18 protein-coding genes are annotated in these 19,371 nt (G+C 42.7%); 10 read left to right on the plus strand and 8 right to left on the minus strand.

Features of this window, described 5'->3' with window-relative positions:
- The first annotated feature begins 20 nt into the window (after positions 1-20).
- Complete coding sequence (gene xerD, locus NAF19_RS13185; protein WP_252790529.1) at positions 21-920, plus strand: site-specific tyrosine recombinase XerD; 900 nt, start codon at positions 21-23, stop codon at positions 918-920.
- A gap of 46 nt (positions 921-966) precedes the next feature.
- Here xerD and prmC read toward each other — a convergent pair whose 3' ends face one another.
- The gene (prmC, locus tag NAF19_RS13190) at positions 967-1,842 is read right to left on the minus strand and encodes a peptide chain release factor N(5)-glutamine methyltransferase (RefSeq protein ID WP_252790530.1); all 876 of its coding nucleotides are present in this window, start codon (positions 1,840-1,842) and stop codon (positions 967-969) included.
- 33 nt (positions 1,843-1,875) lie between these two features.
- Here prmC and ribD point away from each other — a divergent pair, with 33 nt between their 5' ends.
- The 5 genes from ribD (at position 1,876) to bioB (ending at position 6,956) form a co-directional block, all read left to right on the plus strand.
- Positions 1,876-2,922: a bifunctional diaminohydroxyphosphoribosylaminopyrimidine deaminase/5-amino-6-(5-phosphoribosylamino)uracil reductase RibD gene (gene ribD / locus NAF19_RS13195; RefSeq protein WP_252790531.1), complete on the plus strand. Its 1,047-nt coding sequence runs from the start codon at positions 1,876-1,878 to the stop codon at positions 2,920-2,922.
- A 59-nt stretch (positions 2,923-2,981) separates the two neighbouring features.
- Entirely contained in the window at positions 2,982-3,857 is an 876-nt protein-coding gene (locus NAF19_RS13200) for a DMT family transporter (protein ID WP_252790532.1), read from the plus strand.
- Positions 3,857-4,471, plus strand: a complete 615-nt coding sequence (locus NAF19_RS13205; RefSeq protein ID WP_252790533.1) for an IMPACT family protein — start codon at positions 3,857-3,859, stop codon at positions 4,469-4,471. The genes NAF19_RS13200 and NAF19_RS13205 overlap by 1 nt, the downstream gene beginning before the upstream one ends.
- Positions 4,472-4,545: 74 nt before the next feature.
- Positions 4,546-5,892, plus strand: coding sequence for a magnesium transporter (mgtE, locus tag NAF19_RS13210; RefSeq protein ID WP_252790534.1), 1,347 nt, complete (start codon positions 4,546-4,548; stop codon positions 5,890-5,892).
- Between the two features lie 56 nt (positions 5,893-5,948).
- Positions 5,949-6,956, plus strand: coding sequence for a biotin synthase BioB (gene bioB / locus NAF19_RS13215; protein ID WP_252790535.1), 1,008 nt, complete (start codon positions 5,949-5,951; stop codon positions 6,954-6,956).
- 48 nt (positions 6,957-7,004) lie between these two features.
- Here the strand turns inward: bioB and NAF19_RS13220 are convergent, their stop codons facing one another.
- Positions 7,005-7,844, minus strand: a complete 840-nt coding sequence (locus NAF19_RS13220) for a DNA/RNA non-specific endonuclease (RefSeq protein ID WP_252790536.1) — start codon at positions 7,842-7,844, stop codon at positions 7,005-7,007.
- A gap of 251 nt (positions 7,845-8,095) precedes the next feature.
- Between NAF19_RS13220 and NAF19_RS13225 the strand changes: the two genes are divergently transcribed.
- Positions 8,096-9,025, plus strand: a complete 930-nt coding sequence (locus NAF19_RS13225) for a sugar phosphate isomerase/epimerase family protein (RefSeq protein ID WP_252790537.1) — start codon at positions 8,096-8,098, stop codon at positions 9,023-9,025.
- Positions 9,026-9,207: 182 nt separating this feature from the next.
- Here the strand turns inward: NAF19_RS13225 and NAF19_RS13230 are convergent, their stop codons facing one another.
- Positions 9,208-9,558 carry a hypothetical protein gene (locus tag NAF19_RS13230; protein ID WP_252790538.1) on the minus strand — a complete coding sequence of 117 codons (351 nt, stop codon included), beginning with the start codon at positions 9,556-9,558 and terminating at the stop codon, positions 9,208-9,210.
- A 24-nt stretch (positions 9,559-9,582) separates the two neighbouring features.
- Complete coding sequence (locus NAF19_RS13235; protein WP_252790539.1) at positions 9,583-9,861, minus strand: hypothetical protein; 279 nt, start codon at positions 9,859-9,861, stop codon at positions 9,583-9,585.
- Positions 9,862-10,063: 202 nt separating this feature from the next.
- Here NAF19_RS13235 and eat point away from each other — a divergent pair, with 202 nt between their 5' ends.
- Genes eat through eutC form a run of 3 tightly spaced genes read left to right on the plus strand, consistent with a single transcriptional unit; the run spans position 10,064 to position 13,552 of the window.
- Positions 10,064-11,413: an ethanolamine permease gene (gene eat / locus NAF19_RS13240; RefSeq protein WP_252790540.1), complete on the plus strand. Its 1,350-nt coding sequence runs from the start codon at positions 10,064-10,066 to the stop codon at positions 11,411-11,413.
- A gap of 13 nt (positions 11,414-11,426) precedes the next feature.
- Complete coding sequence (locus tag NAF19_RS13245) at positions 11,427-12,800, plus strand: ethanolamine ammonia-lyase subunit EutB (protein WP_252790541.1); 1,374 nt, start codon at positions 11,427-11,429, stop codon at positions 12,798-12,800.
- Positions 12,797-13,552: an ethanolamine ammonia-lyase subunit EutC gene (eutC, locus tag NAF19_RS13250; RefSeq protein WP_252790542.1), complete on the plus strand. Its 756-nt coding sequence runs from the start codon at positions 12,797-12,799 to the stop codon at positions 13,550-13,552. Before NAF19_RS13245 ends, eutC begins: the two co-directional genes overlap by 4 nt.
- A 106-nt stretch (positions 13,553-13,658) precedes the next feature.
- On the opposite strand, the gene NAF19_RS13255 is transcribed toward eutC, so the two are convergent.
- The 4 genes from NAF19_RS13255 to NAF19_RS13270 form a co-directional block, all read right to left on the minus strand.
- Entirely contained in the window at positions 13,659-14,537 is an 879-nt protein-coding gene (locus tag NAF19_RS13255; RefSeq protein WP_252790543.1) for a diiron oxygenase, read from the minus strand.
- Positions 14,538-14,723: 186 nt separating this feature from the next.
- Positions 14,724-15,152 carry a VOC family protein gene (locus tag NAF19_RS13260; protein WP_252790544.1) on the minus strand — a complete coding sequence of 143 codons (429 nt, stop codon included), beginning with the start codon at positions 15,150-15,152 and terminating at the stop codon, positions 14,724-14,726.
- Positions 15,153-15,245: 93 nt separating this feature from the next.
- Complete coding sequence (locus NAF19_RS13265) at positions 15,246-17,966, minus strand: carboxypeptidase-like regulatory domain-containing protein (protein WP_252790545.1); 2,721 nt, start codon at positions 17,964-17,966, stop codon at positions 15,246-15,248.
- 105 nt (positions 17,967-18,071) lie between these two features.
- Positions 18,072-19,328, minus strand: coding sequence for an aspartate kinase (locus NAF19_RS13270; RefSeq protein WP_252790546.1), 1,257 nt, complete (start codon positions 19,326-19,328; stop codon positions 18,072-18,074).
- Positions 19,329-19,371 lie beyond the last annotated feature (43 nt).

Raw genomic sequence — 19,371 nt, forward strand, 5'->3', positions numbered from 1 at the left:
AAAACATTAAAAAAAATCAATTGGATTGGCGTTCGGCAATAAAAGGTTTTCAATCGTATTTAAAATTGGAGAAATCGCTCTCGGGCAATTCTATCGAGGCTTACAGCAGGGATATAGAAAAATTGCATCAATTTGCTGAAAGGGAAGGGTTTACACGCAGTCCGGAAAAGATTACTTTAGGTGATTTGCGCCTATTTATTGTTTGGGCCGCTGAACTAGGAATGATACCTTCAAGCCAGGCCCGCATCATGTCGGGCATCAAGGCATTTTACAAATACCTCCTGATGGAGGATATGATAAAAAGCGACCCTTCCGAATTGCTTGAATCGCCCAAAATACAACGCAAACTCCCCGACACATTAAGTATCGAAGATATCAATAAACTGATCGACGCCATCGATTTATCAAAACCCGAGGGAGGCCGCAACAAAGCCATATTGGAGGTTCTTTACGGCTGCGGCCTACGGGTATCGGAGCTTACAGAACTAAAGCTATCAAATTTATACCTCGATATTGAGTTTATTAAAGTAACAGGCAAGGGTAGCAAAGAGCGGCTTGTGCCCGTAGGTGGTTCTGCTGTAAAAGCTTTAAAAATCTGGATTGAAAACATCCGTGTGCACACCCCTATAAAAAAAGGGGAGGAAGACCTGGTATTTTTAAACCGCCGCGGGGCAAGGCTTAGCCGGGTGTATATATTTATGATCATTAAACAGTTAGCCCAGCTTACCGGAATTAATAAAACAATCAGTCCGCATACTTTCCGGCACTCATTTGCTACCCATCTGGTTGAAGGCGGAGCAGATTTGCGCGCCGTACAGGAAATGCTGGGGCATGAAAGTATTACTACTACCGAGATTTACACCCATTTGGATAGGGAGTATTTGAAAGGGACGATTATACAGTTTCATCCTAGGTCGTGAGTTAGCAGAAGTAGCAGGAATCGGTAGGTGTTTTTGTTTTTGACTGCTACTCACCACTGCCACTATTTACTGCCTTCACCATCCTATCCCGCCCGCTCATATCTTTCCGTAACTCGATTCCTTTAAAACCTTTATTTTTCAATAATTCAACCGTTTCATTACCATAGCTTTCATTTATCTCAAAAAACAAAAGTCCGTTTTGAGTTAAGTTCGTTATTGCAAAATTGGCAATGGCTTTATAGAACAACAATGGATCGTTTTCCGGAACAAATAAAGCGGAATGGGGTTCAAAATCGGTTACGTTGGTATGCATCTGGGTTTTGTCGTACAGTGTAACGTATGGGGGGTTGCTTATAATTATTTCGGATTTCGGAATCTTGATTTCGGATTTGATATTCAGGATATCATGCTTAATGAATTCAATATCAACATTGTTGAGCACGGCATTTGATGCTGCAGTTTGCAATGCCTCCCCGGAAATGTCAATGGCAGAAACTTTATAACCGGGTAGATTTTTCTTTAAGCTAACGGCGATGCAACCACTGCCTGTCCCTATATCCAAAATACTGCCAACTGCCGACTGCCGACTGCCAACTGACGCCAACGCCCATTCAACTAATTCCTCTGTCTCAGGGCGCGGGATAAGTACGGATGGATTTACATTAAACGGAAAACCGTAAAACTCCGTTTTGCCTAAAATGTATTGTACAGGCTTGCCTGTTTTCAGTTCTTCGAAAATATTATTTAGTTCATTGTTTTGCTCAAGCAGTATTTCAGTTTCGGGGAAAGCCTTTATTTTTGCTTTTGATAAATTGCATATTTCATTGATTACTAAAAGTGTTATTGCTTCTATTTCGTTAGCGTCATAGATGTCTTTTAACATCCTTTTGTAATTCTCAAAAACATCCTTTATAGTTTTCATTCAACAAAGTAACATAAAAGCTACTTTTGCAGCATGGTTCAACACGAAAAATATATGCACCGCTGCTTAGAACTGGCTGCGTTGGGTCTCGGCTTCGTTAGCCCAAACCCGATAGTTGGTGCTGTTGTTGTGCTGGATGACAAAATAATAGGTGAGGGGTATCACCAAAAGTATGGCGAAGCCCATGCTGAGGTTAATGCCATCAACCAGGTAATTAATAAGTTTCCAAATTCAGCCGAACTGCTACAACAGTCCACCATTTATGTTTCGCTGGAGCCCTGTGCACATTACGGCAAAACACCACCCTGTGCCGATTTAATAATTAAGCACCAAATACCAAACGTAGTTATCGGCTGCCGCGACCCTTTTGCGCAAGTGGACGGCAAAGGAATTGAAAAATTAGAAGCTGCAGGTATTAATGTGATTATCGGTGTTTTAGAGATTGAATGTAAATGGCTTAACCGCCGTTTTTTTGCGCGTGTACAAAAGCACCGCCCTTATATCATACTAAAATGGGCGCAGACCCTCGATGTTTTTTTTGCGCCTGTCGATAACAGCCAGTTTTGGATAACCGGCCCCGAAGCGCGTAAACTGGTACACCAATGGCGTACGGAAGAGGATGCCATATTGGTTGGCAAAAACACGGCGGTCATAGATAACCCGCAATTGAACGTGCGTTATGCACAAGGCAAGGCGCCAAAAAGAGTGGTTATAGACCGACGATTAGAACTAAATCCTGATTTGAATTTATTCGACCAATCTGTCGAGACCTTTATATTTAACGAGGTAAAAACTGATGTTGACGGCAAAAACAAGTATATTGCGCTCGAAGATTTTGAAAGGTACGTACCTCAGTACATTCTATTCCAATTATATCTGCAGGACATACAATCAGTAATTATTGAAGGCGGAGCTAAAACATTAAATAGTTTTATTGAGGCTGGATTATGGGACGAAGCACGTATTTTTACAGGTGAAAAGGAATTGAAGCAGGGAATAAAAGCACCCGCAATAAACGGACATATAACTGGCGAATACTTGGTGGGTAGGGATAAGCTAAAGATTGTTGTAAATCAATAATCGAACCTAACTTAATCAATTCAATCCAACGCTGTTAACTTAATCAATCTGAAAAATAAATGCTCTACGTTTTTATAAGTATTTGCTTTAGTGTAACGGTGTCAGTAATGTTTAAGCTGGCAAAACGCTATCATATCGACGTTTACCAGGCGATAACCTGGAACTACTCTATAGCTATAGTGCTTACCTGGCTGTTTTTAAAGCCGCAGCTAAACCATCTGTCAAATGCGCCCTTCGGGTTGCTCGGCCTGCTGGGTTTGTTGCTGCCGTTGTTATTTGTAATAATTGCTGCATCTGTTAAATCAAATGGCATAGTACGCACTGATGCCTCGCAGCGTTTATCGCTTTTTATTCCAATTGCCGCGGCCTTTTTACTGTTTAACGAAGTTGCTACCACTACCAGGCTGGTTGGCTTAATAGTCGGACTTGCAGCTGTGATTTGCCTTGTTCCATGGCAAAAACAAACACGCGACAGGAAAGTCGGTGCCAGTTCATGGGTTTATTTATTGGCGGTATTTATCGGTATGGGTATTATCGATGTTTTATTAAAACAGGTTTCACAACTAACAATAGGTACCTCGTTATTTATTGTATATACCCTTGCCTTTATATTGGCTTTAATTGGCTTGTTTTACCAGGTTTTTAAAAAAACCATGCGTTTTTCGTGGCCGCATATTTTAATCGGCTGGGTGCTGGGAATAGCCAATTTCGGTAATATCCTTTTCTACATAAAAGCGCACCAGTCCCTGGCTAAAAACCCGTCGATTGTTTTTGCGTCGATGAACGTTGGCGTTATCATTGTTGGCACACTGGTGGGCGTAATTATTTTTAAAGAGAAGCTAAGCCTTTTCAATAAAATTGGGCTGCTGTTAGCTATTCTCGCCATTTTTGTGATTTATTACCCCAACTTTTTTATTAAACTATTTGCCCATTAATGCTTTTTGACGATACCTACCGTACTATAGAAAAACCAGTCGAAGGCCTGTTTCGCGACCGCGGAAGTAAATTCCTGGCATTTGCATACCCGGTGAATAATGAAACCGAACTAAAAAACAACCTGACTCAATTAAAGGCGGAGCATTCCAAAGCAAATCACCACTGTTGGGCCATGCGTTTAACCCCCGATCGTTCCATCTTCCGCATCAATGACGATGGCGAACCGTCAGGCACCGCCGGCCGGCCTATACTGAATACGTTACTCTCACGAGACTTAACAAACCTTGCTGTTGTAGTAGTCCGTTATTTTGGCGGTACGTTGTTGGGCGTCCCTGGATTAATAAACGCCTACAAAGTAGCCACCGAAGAAGCATTGCAGCAGGCTGTCATCGTCGAAAAAACGGTTAACGACATTTATAGCATTGAATTTAATTACCTGCAAATGAATGACATTATGCGTTTAATTAAAGAAGACAACCTGGCTATAATTGAACAGTCATTCGATAATAATTGCAGTATCACTGTTTCCATCCGTAAAATGCAGGTAAACCAAACGCTGGCCAAGATAAGCAAGCTGAACGGCGTGCTTGCCAAATATGTGCATAGCTCATAAATGTTAATATTTTAGTAAAATCAGGGTGTTTTTATTCCCGGTTTTTGCGCCATAAATATGTAATTTAGTCGCGTATGCAATCTTTTGAAATAGATAAGTCGGACTTACTGCGCATTGAAACCGCACTTGAGGGTGATGATGCTGAGTTAGAACTGGTTCTGAAGGAATATCACGCTTCGGAGATTGCTTTGCTTTTTGAAAAACTTCCGCAAGAGGCAAAGGAGCGCATAATAAATATCCTGCCTACCGATGTTGCCTCGGAAGTAATATCCGAAATGCACGAGGAGCAGGACCCCGGTGAGCTGCTTATCGGCCTCCACCCGGAGAAACGTTCGGAGATTATTGAGGAGTTGGATTATGATGATGCCACGGATATTATCTCGCAGCTTGACGAAGACGAGCAGCAGGAAATATTAGAAGACCTCGACCAGGACGATGCTGACAGTATCCGTGCGCTGTTAAAGTACGATGAGGATACTGCGGGCGGACTAATGAACTCCGAGATTATTAAGGTGAATATTAACCTTGATAAGAAAGACGCGCTGGACGAGATTATCCGCCAATCGGAAGAGATGGAGGAGTTTTATACCATTTATGTGGTTGATGATGCCGATATTTTACAAGGGATTTTATCTGTAAAATCAATATTAAAAGCACGGCCTGATGCTCATGTGCGCGATTTGGTAAATACCGACTTTATCTACGTAAAAGCCGAACTCGACCAGGAAGATGTGGCCAGCCTGATTTCGCAATATAACCTTACAACCATACCTGTTGTTGACGATAACATGAAACTGCTTGGCCGAGTCACGGTCGATGATATCATGGACGTAATGGAACAGGAAAGCACCGAGGATATATTGAAAATCAGCGGTGTGTCTGAGGATGAGGAACTTAGCGGTAACTGGAAGGATGCGGTAAAAAGCCGTTTGCCATGGTTGGTTATCAACCTTGCTACCGCTTACCTTGCCGCCTCGGTAATCCGGCATTTTGACTCGACGGTTGAGCGCTTACCTGCAATTGCGGCCTATATGACTATTATTGCCGGAATGGGTGGCAATGCTGCTACACAAGCCCTTGCCGTAACCGTAAGACGTATTTCATTAAGCGACCTTAGTGATAAACAAGCTTATAATACAGTTTTAAAAGAATTTTTGGTAGGCATGCTAAACGGTGCAGCTAATGGATTAATTGTATTTTTTGTAGCAATGTTTTACGATGCAAGCCCAAAGTTGGGGTTAGTATTGTTTTTGGCGATGACTGGAAATCTTATAATCGCAGGTTTGACCGGAGCTTCAATTCCACTAGTATTAAAAAGAGTTGGAATAGACCCTGCGGTGGCATCATCCATCATCATAACTACTTTTACAGACTGCGCGGGATTTTTGCTCCCTTTATGGTTCGCAACAAAACTTTTATAACCTCGTTGAAAAAATTAAGATAATTATAAAAATAGATTCAATAAACAGAATATATAATGACCGAAGTAAGATATAACTGGACAAAAGAAGAAATAGCCGAAATATATCACAGGCCGCTATTGGACCTTGTTTACGAAGCTGCAACTGTGCACCGCGAAAATGCGGACTACTCAGAAGTGCAGATCAGCTCGTTGATATCAATAAAAACTGGCGGTTGCCCCGAGGATTGTGCCTATTGCCCGCAAGCTGCACGTTACAACACTGGTGTTGATGTGCATGCCATTATGCCTGTAAACGAAGTCATACTTGCGGCCCAAAAAGCAAAAGACGGTGGTGCCTCGCGCCTTTGCATGGGCGCTGCCTGGCGCGAGGTGCGCGATAACCGTGATTTTGATAAAGTGATAGATATGGTGAAAGCCGTAAACGAGCTGGATATGGAAGTTTGCTGCACGCTCGGTATGCTTAACGAGCACCAGGCGCAACGTTTGGCCGATGCCGGCCTGTATGCTTACAACCATAACCTCGACACATCTGAAGATGATTATAAGCGCATCATCACCACCCGTACTTACGATGACCGCCTGAAAACATTGGAACACGTGCGCAAAGCAAAACTAACCGTTTGCAGCGGCGGTATTATTGGCTTGGGCGAAACAGTGGAAGACAGGATATCAATGTTGAAAACATTATCAAATCTGCCTAAGCACCCGGAATCGGTTCCAATTAATGCTTTGGTACCTGTACAAGGCACCCCGCTTGCCGACCAACCACGTGTGTCTGTGTGGGATATGGTACGAATGATTGCTACCACCCGTATAATAATGCCAAAAACAGTTGTACGCTTGTCTGCGGGCCGTACGGAAATGAGTTTGGTTGAACAAGCGTTTTGCTTTATGGCGGGAGCAAACTCAATTTTTGCAGGTGAGAAGTTGTTAACCACACCAAACCCGTCTTTTGATACCGATATGGCCATGTTTGAGTTGCTTGGGTTAAAACCACGCAAAGCATTTAAAAACGGCCGGCCGGGTAAAGTTGAGAATGTTGAAGAGGTCGTAGAAAGCTAAATTATTTCCGCGCAGGAAATGTCCTGATATCCGGGACATTTCCTGTGTTTAATTCCCTCCTGTAAATTTTCTATTTTCTAAAGTTTGCTGAACAGTTTGTGGCAGCGCCGATAATAAATTATACCCGGTAGCAGCTTCAATGCTTTTTACAGTGCAGGTATAATTCATCCAGTTATTGGTAATATTATTATCGTTTGGTGTATCTATGGCTATTACCTGCGTGGTTTCATCAATGCGGTTTAAGTCATCATCGCCTTCTGGGATAATAACAACTACTTTCCATATGTGCGCAGGCACATTTATCCGTCCGTTATCAATCGTGGTTGCATAACCACTGCGCCCTGTGCCGCCACTACCGTAAACGCCCATTATAATGTAAACCTCGTTACCGTTTTTCACTTTGCTGCGGCAATAGCTTTCCAGGTGCTCCCAGGTATGCTCGTTGTTATTTGGCGCCTGCGGGATGATGTTATCCATTAAAAAAGTAGCTGAATTGGCATCAGTGGAGCTGGTCCTGTCACCGCTTGGGCAGTTGTGGCCTTTATCAAAGCCTGTTCGTTTGTAACTCGTATTGTCGGCCTCGTACCAGCCATCGGGTAAAGTTTCGTCGGGCCTGAAATTGTTTAGCCTGTCTGTTTGGCCTAAATCGCTGCTGCACAAATGCCAGCTTACCCAGTTAGGTTCGCCCTTGTCCCTGTTATAGCTTTCAATGTAGTATTTATGATCTATCAGATAATTGTCGGCATTTGACAGGGCATTGCTGGCACCGCTGGGGTTGCCAAGTGCCATGTTGTTGTTGTCTGTTTGCTGGTGGGCATGTTGTTTACAGCCGGTAATTGAAAATAATGCTATTGCTAATAGGCCAGTTATCAGTTTATTTTGACGCATCTCGAGACCGTGGGAACTTAAAATTAAAGGCAGAAAGATAAAGAATAAGGTATTACTTTTTACCTAGACTTATAAACATTTAGCCGCCAGTTTCCATTAGTGCCCGCGACAGCAAAACCATCAACTAATTGACTATTCTCTTATCATCACTCACCATTTGCCACAATGTGTAAAAATGACACAATAAATTTCTTTATCCCATTTTAATCATTTAGTTTTACTACACCACATTAAAAAACCAATTAAACAATATGAATTACAACAGGCGTAAGTTTTTGCAAAGCACAGGTACACTGGTACTTGGCGGTTTGGCTTTATCAGGTAAGGCCGGCTCACTTCTTTCGGGCATGGCCCCGCACCCGGTAGGGCTACAGCTTTTTACTTTCTTCGGTATTATTGATGACGATGTAAAAGGTACCTTAACCAAAATTGCGGCTGTTGGTTATAAAGAAATGGAATCGGCGTTCAGCAAAAAGGGTGGCTACTACGGCATGAAACCAAAGGACTTTAAAGCCATGGTGAATGATTTGGGCATGAAATGGAAATCGCACCACGTGTTGGGCGCGCCGTTCAAAATGCCTCCGGGTGCGAAAATGCCAAACGGACCGGATGGCAAACCAATGGTTATCCCGCCAATGAAAAATCTGCGCGACAATATGCAGGAACTTGTTGACGATGCTGCCGAGGGTGGTATACAATACCTGGTTTGCGCTAATGCCCCGACAGGTACAATTGAAGAAATAAAATCATCGATAGACATATTAAACAAAACCGGCGTTGCTTGTAAGAAAGCGGGCATCCTGTTTTGTTATCATAACCACGACATGGAATTTAAGGCAGTTGACGGCCAGGTGCCATACCACATGCTGTTAACAGAAACCGATGCCAAAAATGTTAAAATGGAACTCGACCTTGCCTGGGCGGTTAAAGGCGGACAAGACCCGGTTCAATTATTTAAAGACCATCCCGGCCGCTTCCCGTTGTGGCATGTGAAAGATTTGGATGCTACACGAAACACCATATTGCCAGTTGGAAGTGGTACGATAGATTTTAAGAGGATTTTTGCGAATAAAGCAGAATCTGGCATGCAACATTTTTTTGTTGAGCACGACGGCCCTAAAGATGCATTGGCCAGTATCAAAAGCAGCTACGAATATATTTCGGGTACGCTGAAAGCCTAATGTTAAGTCGATAGCCTTTAGTCGGAAGCCCTAAGTCGAATTTTGCTTTTTCTAATTTAGAACTCAAGACCAACGGCCAATTTTTGATTGACATGACTCTAATGATCATAAAACGCAAAAGCCGCCATTTATCCATGGCGGCTTTTGCGTTTTATGTTATTGCAATATTTAAAGTATACGTTTTACGATAGTGGCGATGGTTTAATAGCCGACCTTATTGTCTTAACCCAATTTTTCATCCACTGGTAAACTGTTGAGTACTCAAGGTAATTCCTGATTGAATCATCATTTCGGATAGTGGTAACCAAATCGCGCAGTACATTTTTTAATGGTGATGATTTGCTAACCCTTGTAACCATTTCTTCAAGCTGATCGGCATAAACAACAGCCTCGTACTCATTGTCAAAAATCAAAGAGGTTTCATTGTTCCTTTTCTCTTTAATGCCTTTTGATGGGATAGGCAACTGGTAGTTCTTAAAATCAGCAAAGGTTAACCTTGTTTTACCGGTGGGTGGAATGTTGATGCGTAACATAAGATTTATTATTTTAGTAGTTTTTTATCTTGTATAACTCTGTACAAATTCGTCGTTTCGGATAGCCATAATAATGTCGCTTATTGCCACATATTGTGGAGTGTTTTTATCATTTAGTTCGTTTGATAAGTTTTCAAGCTGTGCTGCATAAATAATTGCTTCTTCCTCGTCTTCAAACTTTAATATCAAATCATTATTAATCTCAGCATCGACACCACTAAGCGGAGCAGGCAATTGATATTGCTCAAACGCTGAGAAACTTAAATTTGTATTATCGTTTTGCGAAACAGTGATATTTATCATATTCTATTATTAAATTACGGTCATCCGGTAACTGTTCAACACTGTAAAGGTAAAGGTGTTTTAACAATTTTGCATTTAATTATTGTTAAGTTTATTACATTTTTATGCACAACTACTTAACTATAACATAATACGTACCATTTTGAAATAACGTTGTCTTTAACTATTTTGAAGCGGTAATAAATTTAGCCCCATCGCCACTATGACAGCTGCCAAAACCGAACAGTTAAAAAGAGTGTTAAAGCCCATCCACCTTTGGGCAATTGCGGTAAGTTTGGTTATATCGGGCGAGTATTTTGGCTGGAACCTCGGTTGGGCAGTTTCGGGCACGGTTGGCTTTTTAATAGCTACGGTTATCATCACCGTTATGTATATAACCTTCATTTTTAGCTATACCGAGCTTACTACATCAATACCGCATGCTGGCGGCGCATTTGCTTACGCGTACAGGGCAATGGGGCCTTTTGGCGGTTTGCTGGCAGGTTATGCCACACTTATCGATTTCCTTTTTGCAACGCCTGCAATTGCATTTGCCCTCGGCGCATACCTGCATTTTCTAGATCCTGATATCCACGTGTTGTACTCTGCCATGTTTTTTAACATAGTTTTTATTTTGATAAATATTTTAGGTGTAAAGGAGTCGGCAACGTTTTCATTAATAATCACGCTGCTTGCTGTGGCAGAATTGCTTCTATTTTTGGGAATAATTTCTCCACATTATAGAAGTGAGAATTTTTTAAGTCACCCCATGCCTTTCGGCTGGTCGGGTATTTTTGCGGCACTTCCTTACGCCGTTTGGTTTTACCTTGCCATTGAAGGCGTTGCCATGGTAGCAGAGGAAGTAAAAGACCCAAAAAGGAATATTCCCAGGGGGTATATTTCGGGCCTGGCCACTTTAATATTTTTAGCATTTAGCGTGATGATATTTACCGGCGGTATTACCGACTGGCGCAAGCTTAGTACGCTCGATTATCCATTGCCGGAGGCTATTAGTATTGTACTAGGCAAGGCCAACAGCTTAACAAAGATATTTGCCAGCATAGGCCTATTTGGGTTGATTGCTTCATTTCACGGAACTATACTAGCCTCATCCCGCCAGGTGTTTGCTATGGCGCGCAGCGGGTATTTACCGCGCGGTCTATCGGTTATTAATCACAAATTTAAAACGCCACATTGGTCTATTATAGCGGGCGGGGTTATCAGTTTCATAGCACTTAGTACCGGTAAAACTGATAAAGTGCTCATCATGTCGGCAATGGGCGCGATAGTGATGTATATGATGAGTATGATCAGCCTTTTTATGCTGCGCAAAAAAGAACCTCAACTGGAACGGCCATTTACGGCACCGTTTTTCCCGATGTTCCCGGCTATAGCATTGATCATATCCACCATTACGCTAATAGCTATTGTATACTTTTATCCCATATTAAGCCTGATATTTTTTGGCGGGCTCGCCGTTGCAATAGCGATATTTGTGGCGATGGGAAAACATAAATTACAGTTAATTGAAGATTTTATGGTTGCACCGGCCATAACTCCTATAAATCATTAAATCGTGTTTAATTGTGTATAGCTTCACCGTTCGAAACCGGGTTTACAGGTTTAAAGACCTTAAGACGTTGCTCGCGAAAGCATCGCCATACCGAACAGGTGATGTATTGGCAGGTGTATGCGCCGAAACCTACGAGGAGCGGGTTGCAGCGCAAATTGCCCTGGCCGATGTCCCGTTAAAAAACTTTTTGAATGAGGCGGTAATTCCTTATGAAAAAGATGAAGTTACGAGGCTGATAATTGACAGTCATGACGTTGCCGCTTTTGGTCTGATAAGCAGCTTTACGGTTGGTGAATTCAGAGACTGGCTTTTGGGAGACGAGATTGATAGCGCTCTATTGGAATCGATAACACCTGGCATCACACCCGAGATGGTAGCGGCTGTGTCAAAACTGATGCGCAACCAGGACCTTATCACGGTAGCAAAAAAATGCGAAGTTATTACCAGGTTTCGCAATACAATAGGCTTGAAAGGACATTTTTCGACCCGGCTGCAGCCCAACCATCCAACCGATGACCCGAAAGGGATTGCAGCCAGCATAGTTGATGGCCTGTTATATGGCAGCGGTGATGCCTGTATTGGGATAAACCCGGCTACTGACAGTCCGGCGGCTGTGTTGAACCTTTTGAATTTAATTGATACGCTACGGCAACAGTTTGATATCCCCACACAATCTTGTGTGCTTAGCCATATTACCACCACGCTGGACTTAGTGAACCAGGGTGCGCCGGTTGACTTATGTTTTCAATCCATCGGCGGTACGGAGCAGACCAATACTAGCTTCGGCGTAAGCCTGTCCTTGCTCGATGAGGCCTATGACGCTACCTTATCGCTTAAACGCGGAATTGTAGGACAAAATGTGATGTATTTCGAAACGGGGCAGGGGAGTTCGCTTTCGGCAAACGCGCACCATGGCGCAGACCAACAGACTTGTGAAGTACGCGCTTATGCCATTGCCCGCAGGTACAAGCCGCTGCTGGTTAACACAGTTGTAGGCTTCATAGGCCCTGAGTATTTATATGATGGCAAGCAAATTATCCGGGCTGCTTTAGAAGATCACTTTTGCGGAAAGCTACTGGGGTTGCCTATGGGTGTGGATGTTTGCTACACCAACCACGCCGAAGCCGACCAGGACGATATGGATAACCTGCTTACTTTATTAGGAGTGGCGGGTTGTAATTTTATAATGGGGATACCGGGTTCAGATGATATTATGCTTAATTATCAATCTACATCATTTCATGATGCTTTGTATTTAAGAAAAACTTTGGGGTTGAAGCCTGCACCAGAGTTTGAACAATGGCTGATAAAACAGGGAATTATTAATGGCGAAGGAGATTTACAGCCGGTTAATTCGTCGCACAAACTGTTATCGGGGATTTTATGAAAAATGAAATAGAAATCCCACAGCAATTATCAGCGCTGCGTGAATTTACGGCGGCACGAATAGCTATTGGAAGGACAGGCAACAGCATCCCTTTAAAACAATCGATGGAATTTAAGCTGGCACATGCACATACAAGGGATGCCGTTTATTCTACACTTGATATTGATGGATTATTTACAAGGTTAAAGGTGTTCGGGTTCCCGGTATTGCACCTGCACAGCCAGGCGGCCAATCGGCATAAATATTTGAAGCGCCCCGACCTTGGCCGGCTTTTGGATGATGATTACAAATATCAACTTAACGGTAATATCGCAAAGCCAGATATAGCAATTATTATTGCCGATGGTCTTTCGGCTGAAGCTGTTAACGGTAATGCCTATAGCTTGTTGAAAATATTGATTCCAAAATTGCTGGATGCAAAATTAACAATTGGCCCGATTTGCCTGGTTGAACAAGGGCGGGTGGCGATAGGCGATGATATTGCATCGGGGTTAAAAGCCCGGTTCAGCATATTATTGATAGGAGAGCGTCCCGGTTTAAGTGCGGCAGATAGTATGGGTGCGTATTTAACCTATAACCCCCAACCGGGGTTAACAGACGAATCGCGCAATTGCATTTCAAACATCAGGAAACACGGGTTAAGTTATAAGCACGCAGCAGACAAAATATTTTATTTGGTTAGCGAATCATTCAGAAGGAAACTGTCGGGGGTGGGATTGAAGGATAACGCCGGGTTATTGGGTGAAAGCTAGAGTCAAGAACCGAGAGTCAAGAGTCAAGAACCAAGAGTCAAGAACCAAGAGTCAAGAAAAAGCCGTTCCAGATAAACCTTACTGCAAACTGCTACTTCTGACTATTTCAAACCTTCGCTCCCAACACAGCACGCCAGGCCCAGCGCGTTAGCATGTTAAACCCTTTCCAGCTATCGACAAACTTAATGATGTCCTTTATACAGGTTTCGCTGAACTTCCTCTTAAAATTAGCAGAAGCAAGTTTATAGACCTGTTCGGGATTTTCCATACCAATGCGCTGGTATATTTCCTTTTTTACATACATGGTGCGCACAAAAAAGATGTTGAATAGGATTACATAGCTGTACAGTGTGCGTTTAATGTATCCGGCTTTAGCTGCGTATTCTTTCAATAAACTTTTGGTAAACAATATATGCCGGCCTTCCTCAATACTGTGCAGATCAAACATTTTCTTGAGTACAGGATAAAGATTTGGAGACTTGCGGGCATAGTTACCATAAACATCCGTTACCAACTCAACCGATACGCTGCCCATAAACAAATAATCAGCAGGCAGGTACTTATTGCTGAATTCGCCAAAAAACTTGTGCATTCCAGATTGCTTTATAGGGCTGCCGCCAATTTTTGCAATAGCCTGTCCAAACATTTCCTGGTGGCGGAATTCCTCAATCAACTCGCGCAGCAAAAAGCGGTGCTCAACATTATCCAGGGGCAGGGTGAGAATATGCCGGGTCATAAAAAGACAAAAAAGGCATTCGCCCCAGGCGTACGATGCAATTACCTGTACCAATTCGTGTCGGCCAAGGTCCAGTTTTTGGGAGGGAGTAAGTGAGTCGTAAATTTCAAGCCCTTGCAGCGAGGTAAGCATTTCGGGCAAAAAGATGTCCCCCGGCTGAGGTTCCAGTTGCCACGGAATATACTTCTCCGGCATCAGGGGATGTTCCTTGCTTATTTTTATCAGCCGTTCAACTTCCTTTGCATCCATAATGCGCTTATTTGTTAAAGAATCAAGAACCAAGAGTCAAGAACCAAAGAAAGCAAAAGACACAAAAAATCACGTTACTTAGCACATGAGACAAACAACTTCTTTTTTATCTTGGCTCTTGACTCTTGATTCTTGGCGCTCCCCCGTTCCTATAAAAGTATACCGTTATTAATGGCTCCCGGTTGCCTATGTAGCAAATAGCTGACCAAAATCTTTAAACGATTTAAACTCGAGCGCATTGCCGGATGGGTCGAGGAAGAATAATGTAGCCTGTTCGCCGGGGAGGCCCTTAAAACGAATGTATGGCTCAATAATGAATTTTATATTGTTATCGCGCAGTCGCTGTTCAAGTTTGTGCCACTCGTCCCATTCCAACACAACACCAAAATGTGGTACGGGTACATCGTGACCGTCGACCGGGTTAAAATGATGTTTAGCTTCTTCGGCCGGACGTGGTTTTAAATGGATCACAAACTGATGTCCATAAAGGTCGAAATCTGTCCAATGGTCTGAACTGCGGCCTTCGCTGCAACCAAGTACCTCGCGATAGAATTTTCGCGCCTCTTCAAGGTCATAAACTGGTACCGCTACGTGGAATGGGGTAAGTTTGCACATTTTTTTGTTATAAAGTTGAAATGTTGTAAGGTTGAAATGTTAGTCGATGCTTTATTAACTTTACAACGTTTCAACCTTGCAACGTCGCAACAATTACTTTACATTATACCTAAACAGTTGCCTGCCTACATTACCGTCTTTGTCTATGCCTTCAACAATAACACGATAGGTTCCAACACCATCGGCATTAAAATACTCCATGGATGCGGCACCGGTTGCATCGGTTACTATGTTTGGGTTCCAGTAAATTGTACTGCGGGTGTCTACCTGGTTGGTTTGGCTTCCGCGCGGGCCACTATAGCGGGGTAAATAAAACGACCGTTTTATAGCGTAGCCCTTGGGTGTAATTGTTACCTCGTTTTTAGAACCAATCAATGCTTTAAATTCAGCCAGTGATATTTTCTGGCCTTCAGGCGCTTTTTTCATATTCACAACAATCGCCCCATTTGTGCCATATGCACTGTTTACCAGTCCAAGTTCATCTTTCAAAAACACCTCGATCGATTCTATTCCTTCACCGTTCATATTTTCCAAATAATTCACATCAACAGGCATGCCCTTTACAAACACCTGCACCGGCGTGCGATTTCCGGACGCATAGTCGCGTTGTATGTAAAAATTATTATCCTGGAAAGTCATTCCAACCGCAAATACCTTTATACAATTCAACAGGTTATTACAGCCCTGCAGCTGATTTGGAGTTATCATATGGTCGGGCAACTGGCTTAAGCTGGATAGGTTGCTATAGTCTTTATGGCTAACAGTTTTTACGATCCGGGTATCCTTGATCACCACCTCTTTTAAAATATGCGAGTTGTTTGCCTGCGCTTTACTGTTTTTTAAGTAAGCGCTAAGTGTACTGTCGATATTCATTATTTCGTCGGGTGTACTGGGGTTAACGTTTATCTTTTGGTAAGGGTCGCCATCAACGCTCAATACAATATCGGCTGAGCGCGGGTTATTACGTGCGCTTATAAATACCTGTGTCGAATCTGAAAATACAAGGTTAGGGAACCTGAACCTGCCATCTACATCAGTCACGGTATTTGCTGAGTAATTTTTATCCTTAATTTGTAAGCGGATGTTCCCCCCGGGCAACCCCATGCCGTTATAAGCCCTCAATGTACCGGTAATAGTAATACCCTGTTCAGGTAAAAAGCTTATCGGCGGGTATTTGTCCGTCATTATGCCATCATACGAAAAACGACGATACCCCTGTGTTTGTAATAATACATCCAGGTCCGCCATCTTTTTTTCATCGGGATGATTAAAGTAATAGTTGGGTTTTTCAATATACCCGGGAATGTCTGCAGTTAACAAAAGGTAGCTTAATATGGTAGTTTCGGCATTATCATCAAATGGCACTTTTGCATCGTCAACAACAGTTAACGAAAAATGACCTTCGGCCGGGGCGCCGCCATTTTTGGCTGCGATACTTAATTTAACTTTCTGCCTGGTAGTATAATCCGGGTGGTCGCTGGCTACCGAAAGATTTAATTGGTCAGGACGCATTACGTAAGCTATTCTTTCGCTTAGGGGCTCGCCGTCATCAGCAAATAACGTTACCTGCACAATACCCGTAGGGAATTTGCTTTTAGGCACAAGGGCCGAATAAACCTGGTTTTGCAGCTTGGTTTGCGCAGCGAAATAAATAATACCGGCCGATTTAGCGATAATGAAGAATGTTTTCCCTTCGTTTTCCTTTACAAATGCAGCGTCCGACAATAGTTTTATTTTCAAATTATCAGGGTCCGAGCTTTCTATATTAATGGTAGTTGCATCAGCGAGTATTTTCGGCATTTCAGGTGTTGCTGTTGTTCCGTCGGCGAAGGTTACATTGGCGGTATAAGTTTTTCCATCCTCTGGCACCAACATAAAGTACCCCATACCCAGGTGTGTCGACGAAAAATCGGCTACAACCTTGCCGGTATTGTCGGTAATAGTGCCCTTAACGTCAATACCCAACCCATCCGGCTTCAGAGCTTTGAACGCAATTTTTGACGGCACACCACCTATCAGCTGCCCGCCTTCGGGAAAAAACTGCATGTCATTCGGTTCAGATACCGGTTTTAATGAGAATTTATTTGTGCCCTGTTTCCTGTCACCCCGGTCAATAACCGTAATTAACTGTGTCGAATCAAGTGTGACGTTTTTAGTGTTTAAAAACGTTATATCCACAAAACCTTTTTTATCGGTAACACCTTTACCTTTTGCTATTTCATCGTAGTCTTTTTCAATGGTCCAGCTTACTTTTTTATCGCTGTATGGATTGCCGTCATTGTCTTTATAGGATATTCCAGCAGTTATTTTCGTCAACTTACCGGTTACCGACCGCTTTAATGAAATGTTCGTCGACAAGTTATTATTTATCGCATCGCCTACAGTGATGTTTTTATTGAAGAAATAGGCTGGGCCTGCATTGTTCATCCAGTTGGTATAAGCTACCACGCGGTAATTCCCTTTCTTAAAGGCGAATTGCGACAGCGGGATATCCGCCCAAGCCACGCTGTTTTTAACAGGTAGCTTCAATGACGTTACCAGCGAATCCTTTGCAGTTAACAGGTCAACGTAAATTACCTTGCTTATGCCCGACGGCTGGTGCTGGTCCATAGTTAAATAGGCCTTAAACCATATAGTGTCGCCAATGGCATAATAAGGCTTATCAAAATGCAGGTAAACGCGCTCGACAGGCATATCTGCGTATAGTTTGGCGGTTTTGGTCATCACTTTATTTAATACCTGCGAATCCTGGGCGGCGGCAGTTAAACAAGCAGATGTAAGCAGGAGCAAAAGTAAATTTTTAAAAAACCTCATGAATATAGTTTAATCCGGATGACAGGGCTAATATAGCCCATTGCCCGCTAAATTAAACAAGATGGTAGCGGGTTTAACATATTTTTACATTTTTAAACAGGAATGTTACCTAACTACCATTTGTATGGTATTGCGGCTTAGTTGCTCCATCAATATGGTTTTGCCGGCTTTTAAGTCGTTTAACCAATCGGTGGAATAATGTCTAACTGTGATTAAGGTTAGCCCTTCGTTATATTTTACGTTAAAATCCTGCGTTAAAGCTTTCAATAGTTTTTTAAACCGTACTTCGTAAAAATCGATACAAACCGAGAAACTGAGCGCCGATGTTTGCATCATATTCACCTTTGCCTGCGTGCCTGCAAACATGCCGAAAATATCACTTAAATGATTTTCAGAAATAAAAGAATAGTCTTTAGCGGATAACGAAACCAACACCTGGTTGTGTTTTAGTATAATCACCGGCTTTAAGAACTGGTTGCGGCCATTTTCTTTAATCACTGTGCCCGGTTCGGTTGGATTGGTAAACGGTTTAACCAATAGCGGTATTTTGGCGTTTTGCAGCGGCTTGATGGTTTTCGGGTGGATAACCGTAGCGCCATAATAAGTCATTTCGATGGCCTCAGAATAGGAAAGCTCATCAAATTTAATCGTATCCTTAAAAAACTTAGGATCGGCATTTAGCACGCCTGGCACGTCCTTCCACGTCGTCACTGACTCGGCACCCAGGCACGACGCGAATATAGATGCTGTGTAATCCGACCCTTCCCGACCCAGGGTAGTGGTAAAGTTTTCAGATGTTCCGCCTAAAAATCCCTGCGTTACCACAATGCCTTTTTGCAATAAAACAGGTATAGCAGCTTTAATACTTTCCTTTGTTTTGCTCCATTGTACTACGCCTTCGCGGTAGGTATTATCAGTGTGGATATAGCCGCGCACATCAATCCATTGACTTTTTAAGCCGGCTTTATTTAAATAGGCATTAACTATGCGCGTTGAAACCAACTCGCCGATAGACACGATCTGGTCATAAATAAAGTCGTAATCATCGTGTGGTTCTTCCTCAATTATCCAGTCAATTTCAACAAATGTGTTGGCTACGTCATTAAATATATTGTCCTGTTTATCAAATAGTTGTTCGATAATATCGTAGTGATACTTTTTTATCTCATCAAAAATGGTGTGCATTTCATCATCGCCGTCAACGTAGGCTTTGGTAAGCTTTTCCAGCGCATTGGTAGTTTTACCCATCGCCGATACCACTATCAAAAGTTCATTCTCCTGGTATAGCTTAACTACGCTGGCCAGGTTAATAATATTATCTGCATCCTTTACCGATGCACCGCCGAATTTGAATACAAGCATTATTTATTGATATTTTGTTAGGGCCCTATTTGCCCGGAATAAC

Source organism: Mucilaginibacter flavidus (assembly GCF_024055575.1).
GTDB lineage: Bacteria > Bacteroidota > Bacteroidia > Sphingobacteriales > Sphingobacteriaceae > Mucilaginibacter > Mucilaginibacter flavidus.

Coding starts and splice junctions, on each gene's coding strand:
- NAF19_RS13270 (WP_252790546.1), bottom strand. CDS start 19,328: ATGCTTGTATTCAAATTCGGCGGTGCATCGGTAAAGGATGCAGATAAT.
- NAF19_RS13265 (WP_252790545.1), bottom strand. CDS start 17,966: ATGAGGTTTTTTAAAAATTTACTTTTGCTCCTGCTTACATCTGCTTGT.
- NAF19_RS13260 (WP_252790544.1), bottom strand. CDS start 15,152: ATGTGCAAACTTACCCCATTCCACGTAGCGGTACCAGTTTATGACCTT.
- eat (WP_252790540.1), top strand. CDS start 10,064: ATGACAGCTGCCAAAACCGAACAGTTAAAAAGAGTGTTAAAGCCCATC.
- bioB (WP_252790535.1), top strand. CDS start 5,949: ATGACCGAAGTAAGATATAACTGGACAAAAGAAGAAATAGCCGAAATA.
- NAF19_RS13235 (WP_252790539.1), bottom strand. CDS start 9,861: ATGATAAATATCACTGTTTCGCAAAACGATAATACAAATTTAAGTTTC.
- mgtE (WP_252790534.1), top strand. CDS start 4,546: ATGCAATCTTTTGAAATAGATAAGTCGGACTTACTGCGCATTGAAACC.
- ribD (WP_252790531.1), top strand. CDS start 1,876: ATGGTTCAACACGAAAAATATATGCACCGCTGCTTAGAACTGGCTGCG.
- eutC (WP_252790542.1), top strand. CDS start 12,797: ATGAAAAATGAAATAGAAATCCCACAGCAATTATCAGCGCTGCGTGAA.
- NAF19_RS13220 (WP_252790536.1), bottom strand. CDS start 7,844: ATGCGTCAAAATAAACTGATAACTGGCCTATTAGCAATAGCATTATTT.
- NAF19_RS13230 (WP_252790538.1), bottom strand. CDS start 9,558: ATGTTACGCATCAACATTCCACCCACCGGTAAAACAAGGTTAACCTTT.
- NAF19_RS13225 (WP_252790537.1), top strand. CDS start 8,096: ATGAATTACAACAGGCGTAAGTTTTTGCAAAGCACAGGTACACTGGTA.
- NAF19_RS13200 (WP_252790532.1), top strand. CDS start 2,982: ATGCTCTACGTTTTTATAAGTATTTGCTTTAGTGTAACGGTGTCAGTA.
- NAF19_RS13205 (WP_252790533.1), top strand. CDS start 3,857: ATGCTTTTTGACGATACCTACCGTACTATAGAAAAACCAGTCGAAGGC.
- NAF19_RS13255 (WP_252790543.1), bottom strand. CDS start 14,537: ATGGATGCAAAGGAAGTTGAACGGCTGATAAAAATAAGCAAGGAACAT.
- prmC (WP_252790530.1), bottom strand. CDS start 1,842: ATGAAAACTATAAAGGATGTTTTTGAGAATTACAAAAGGATGTTAAAA.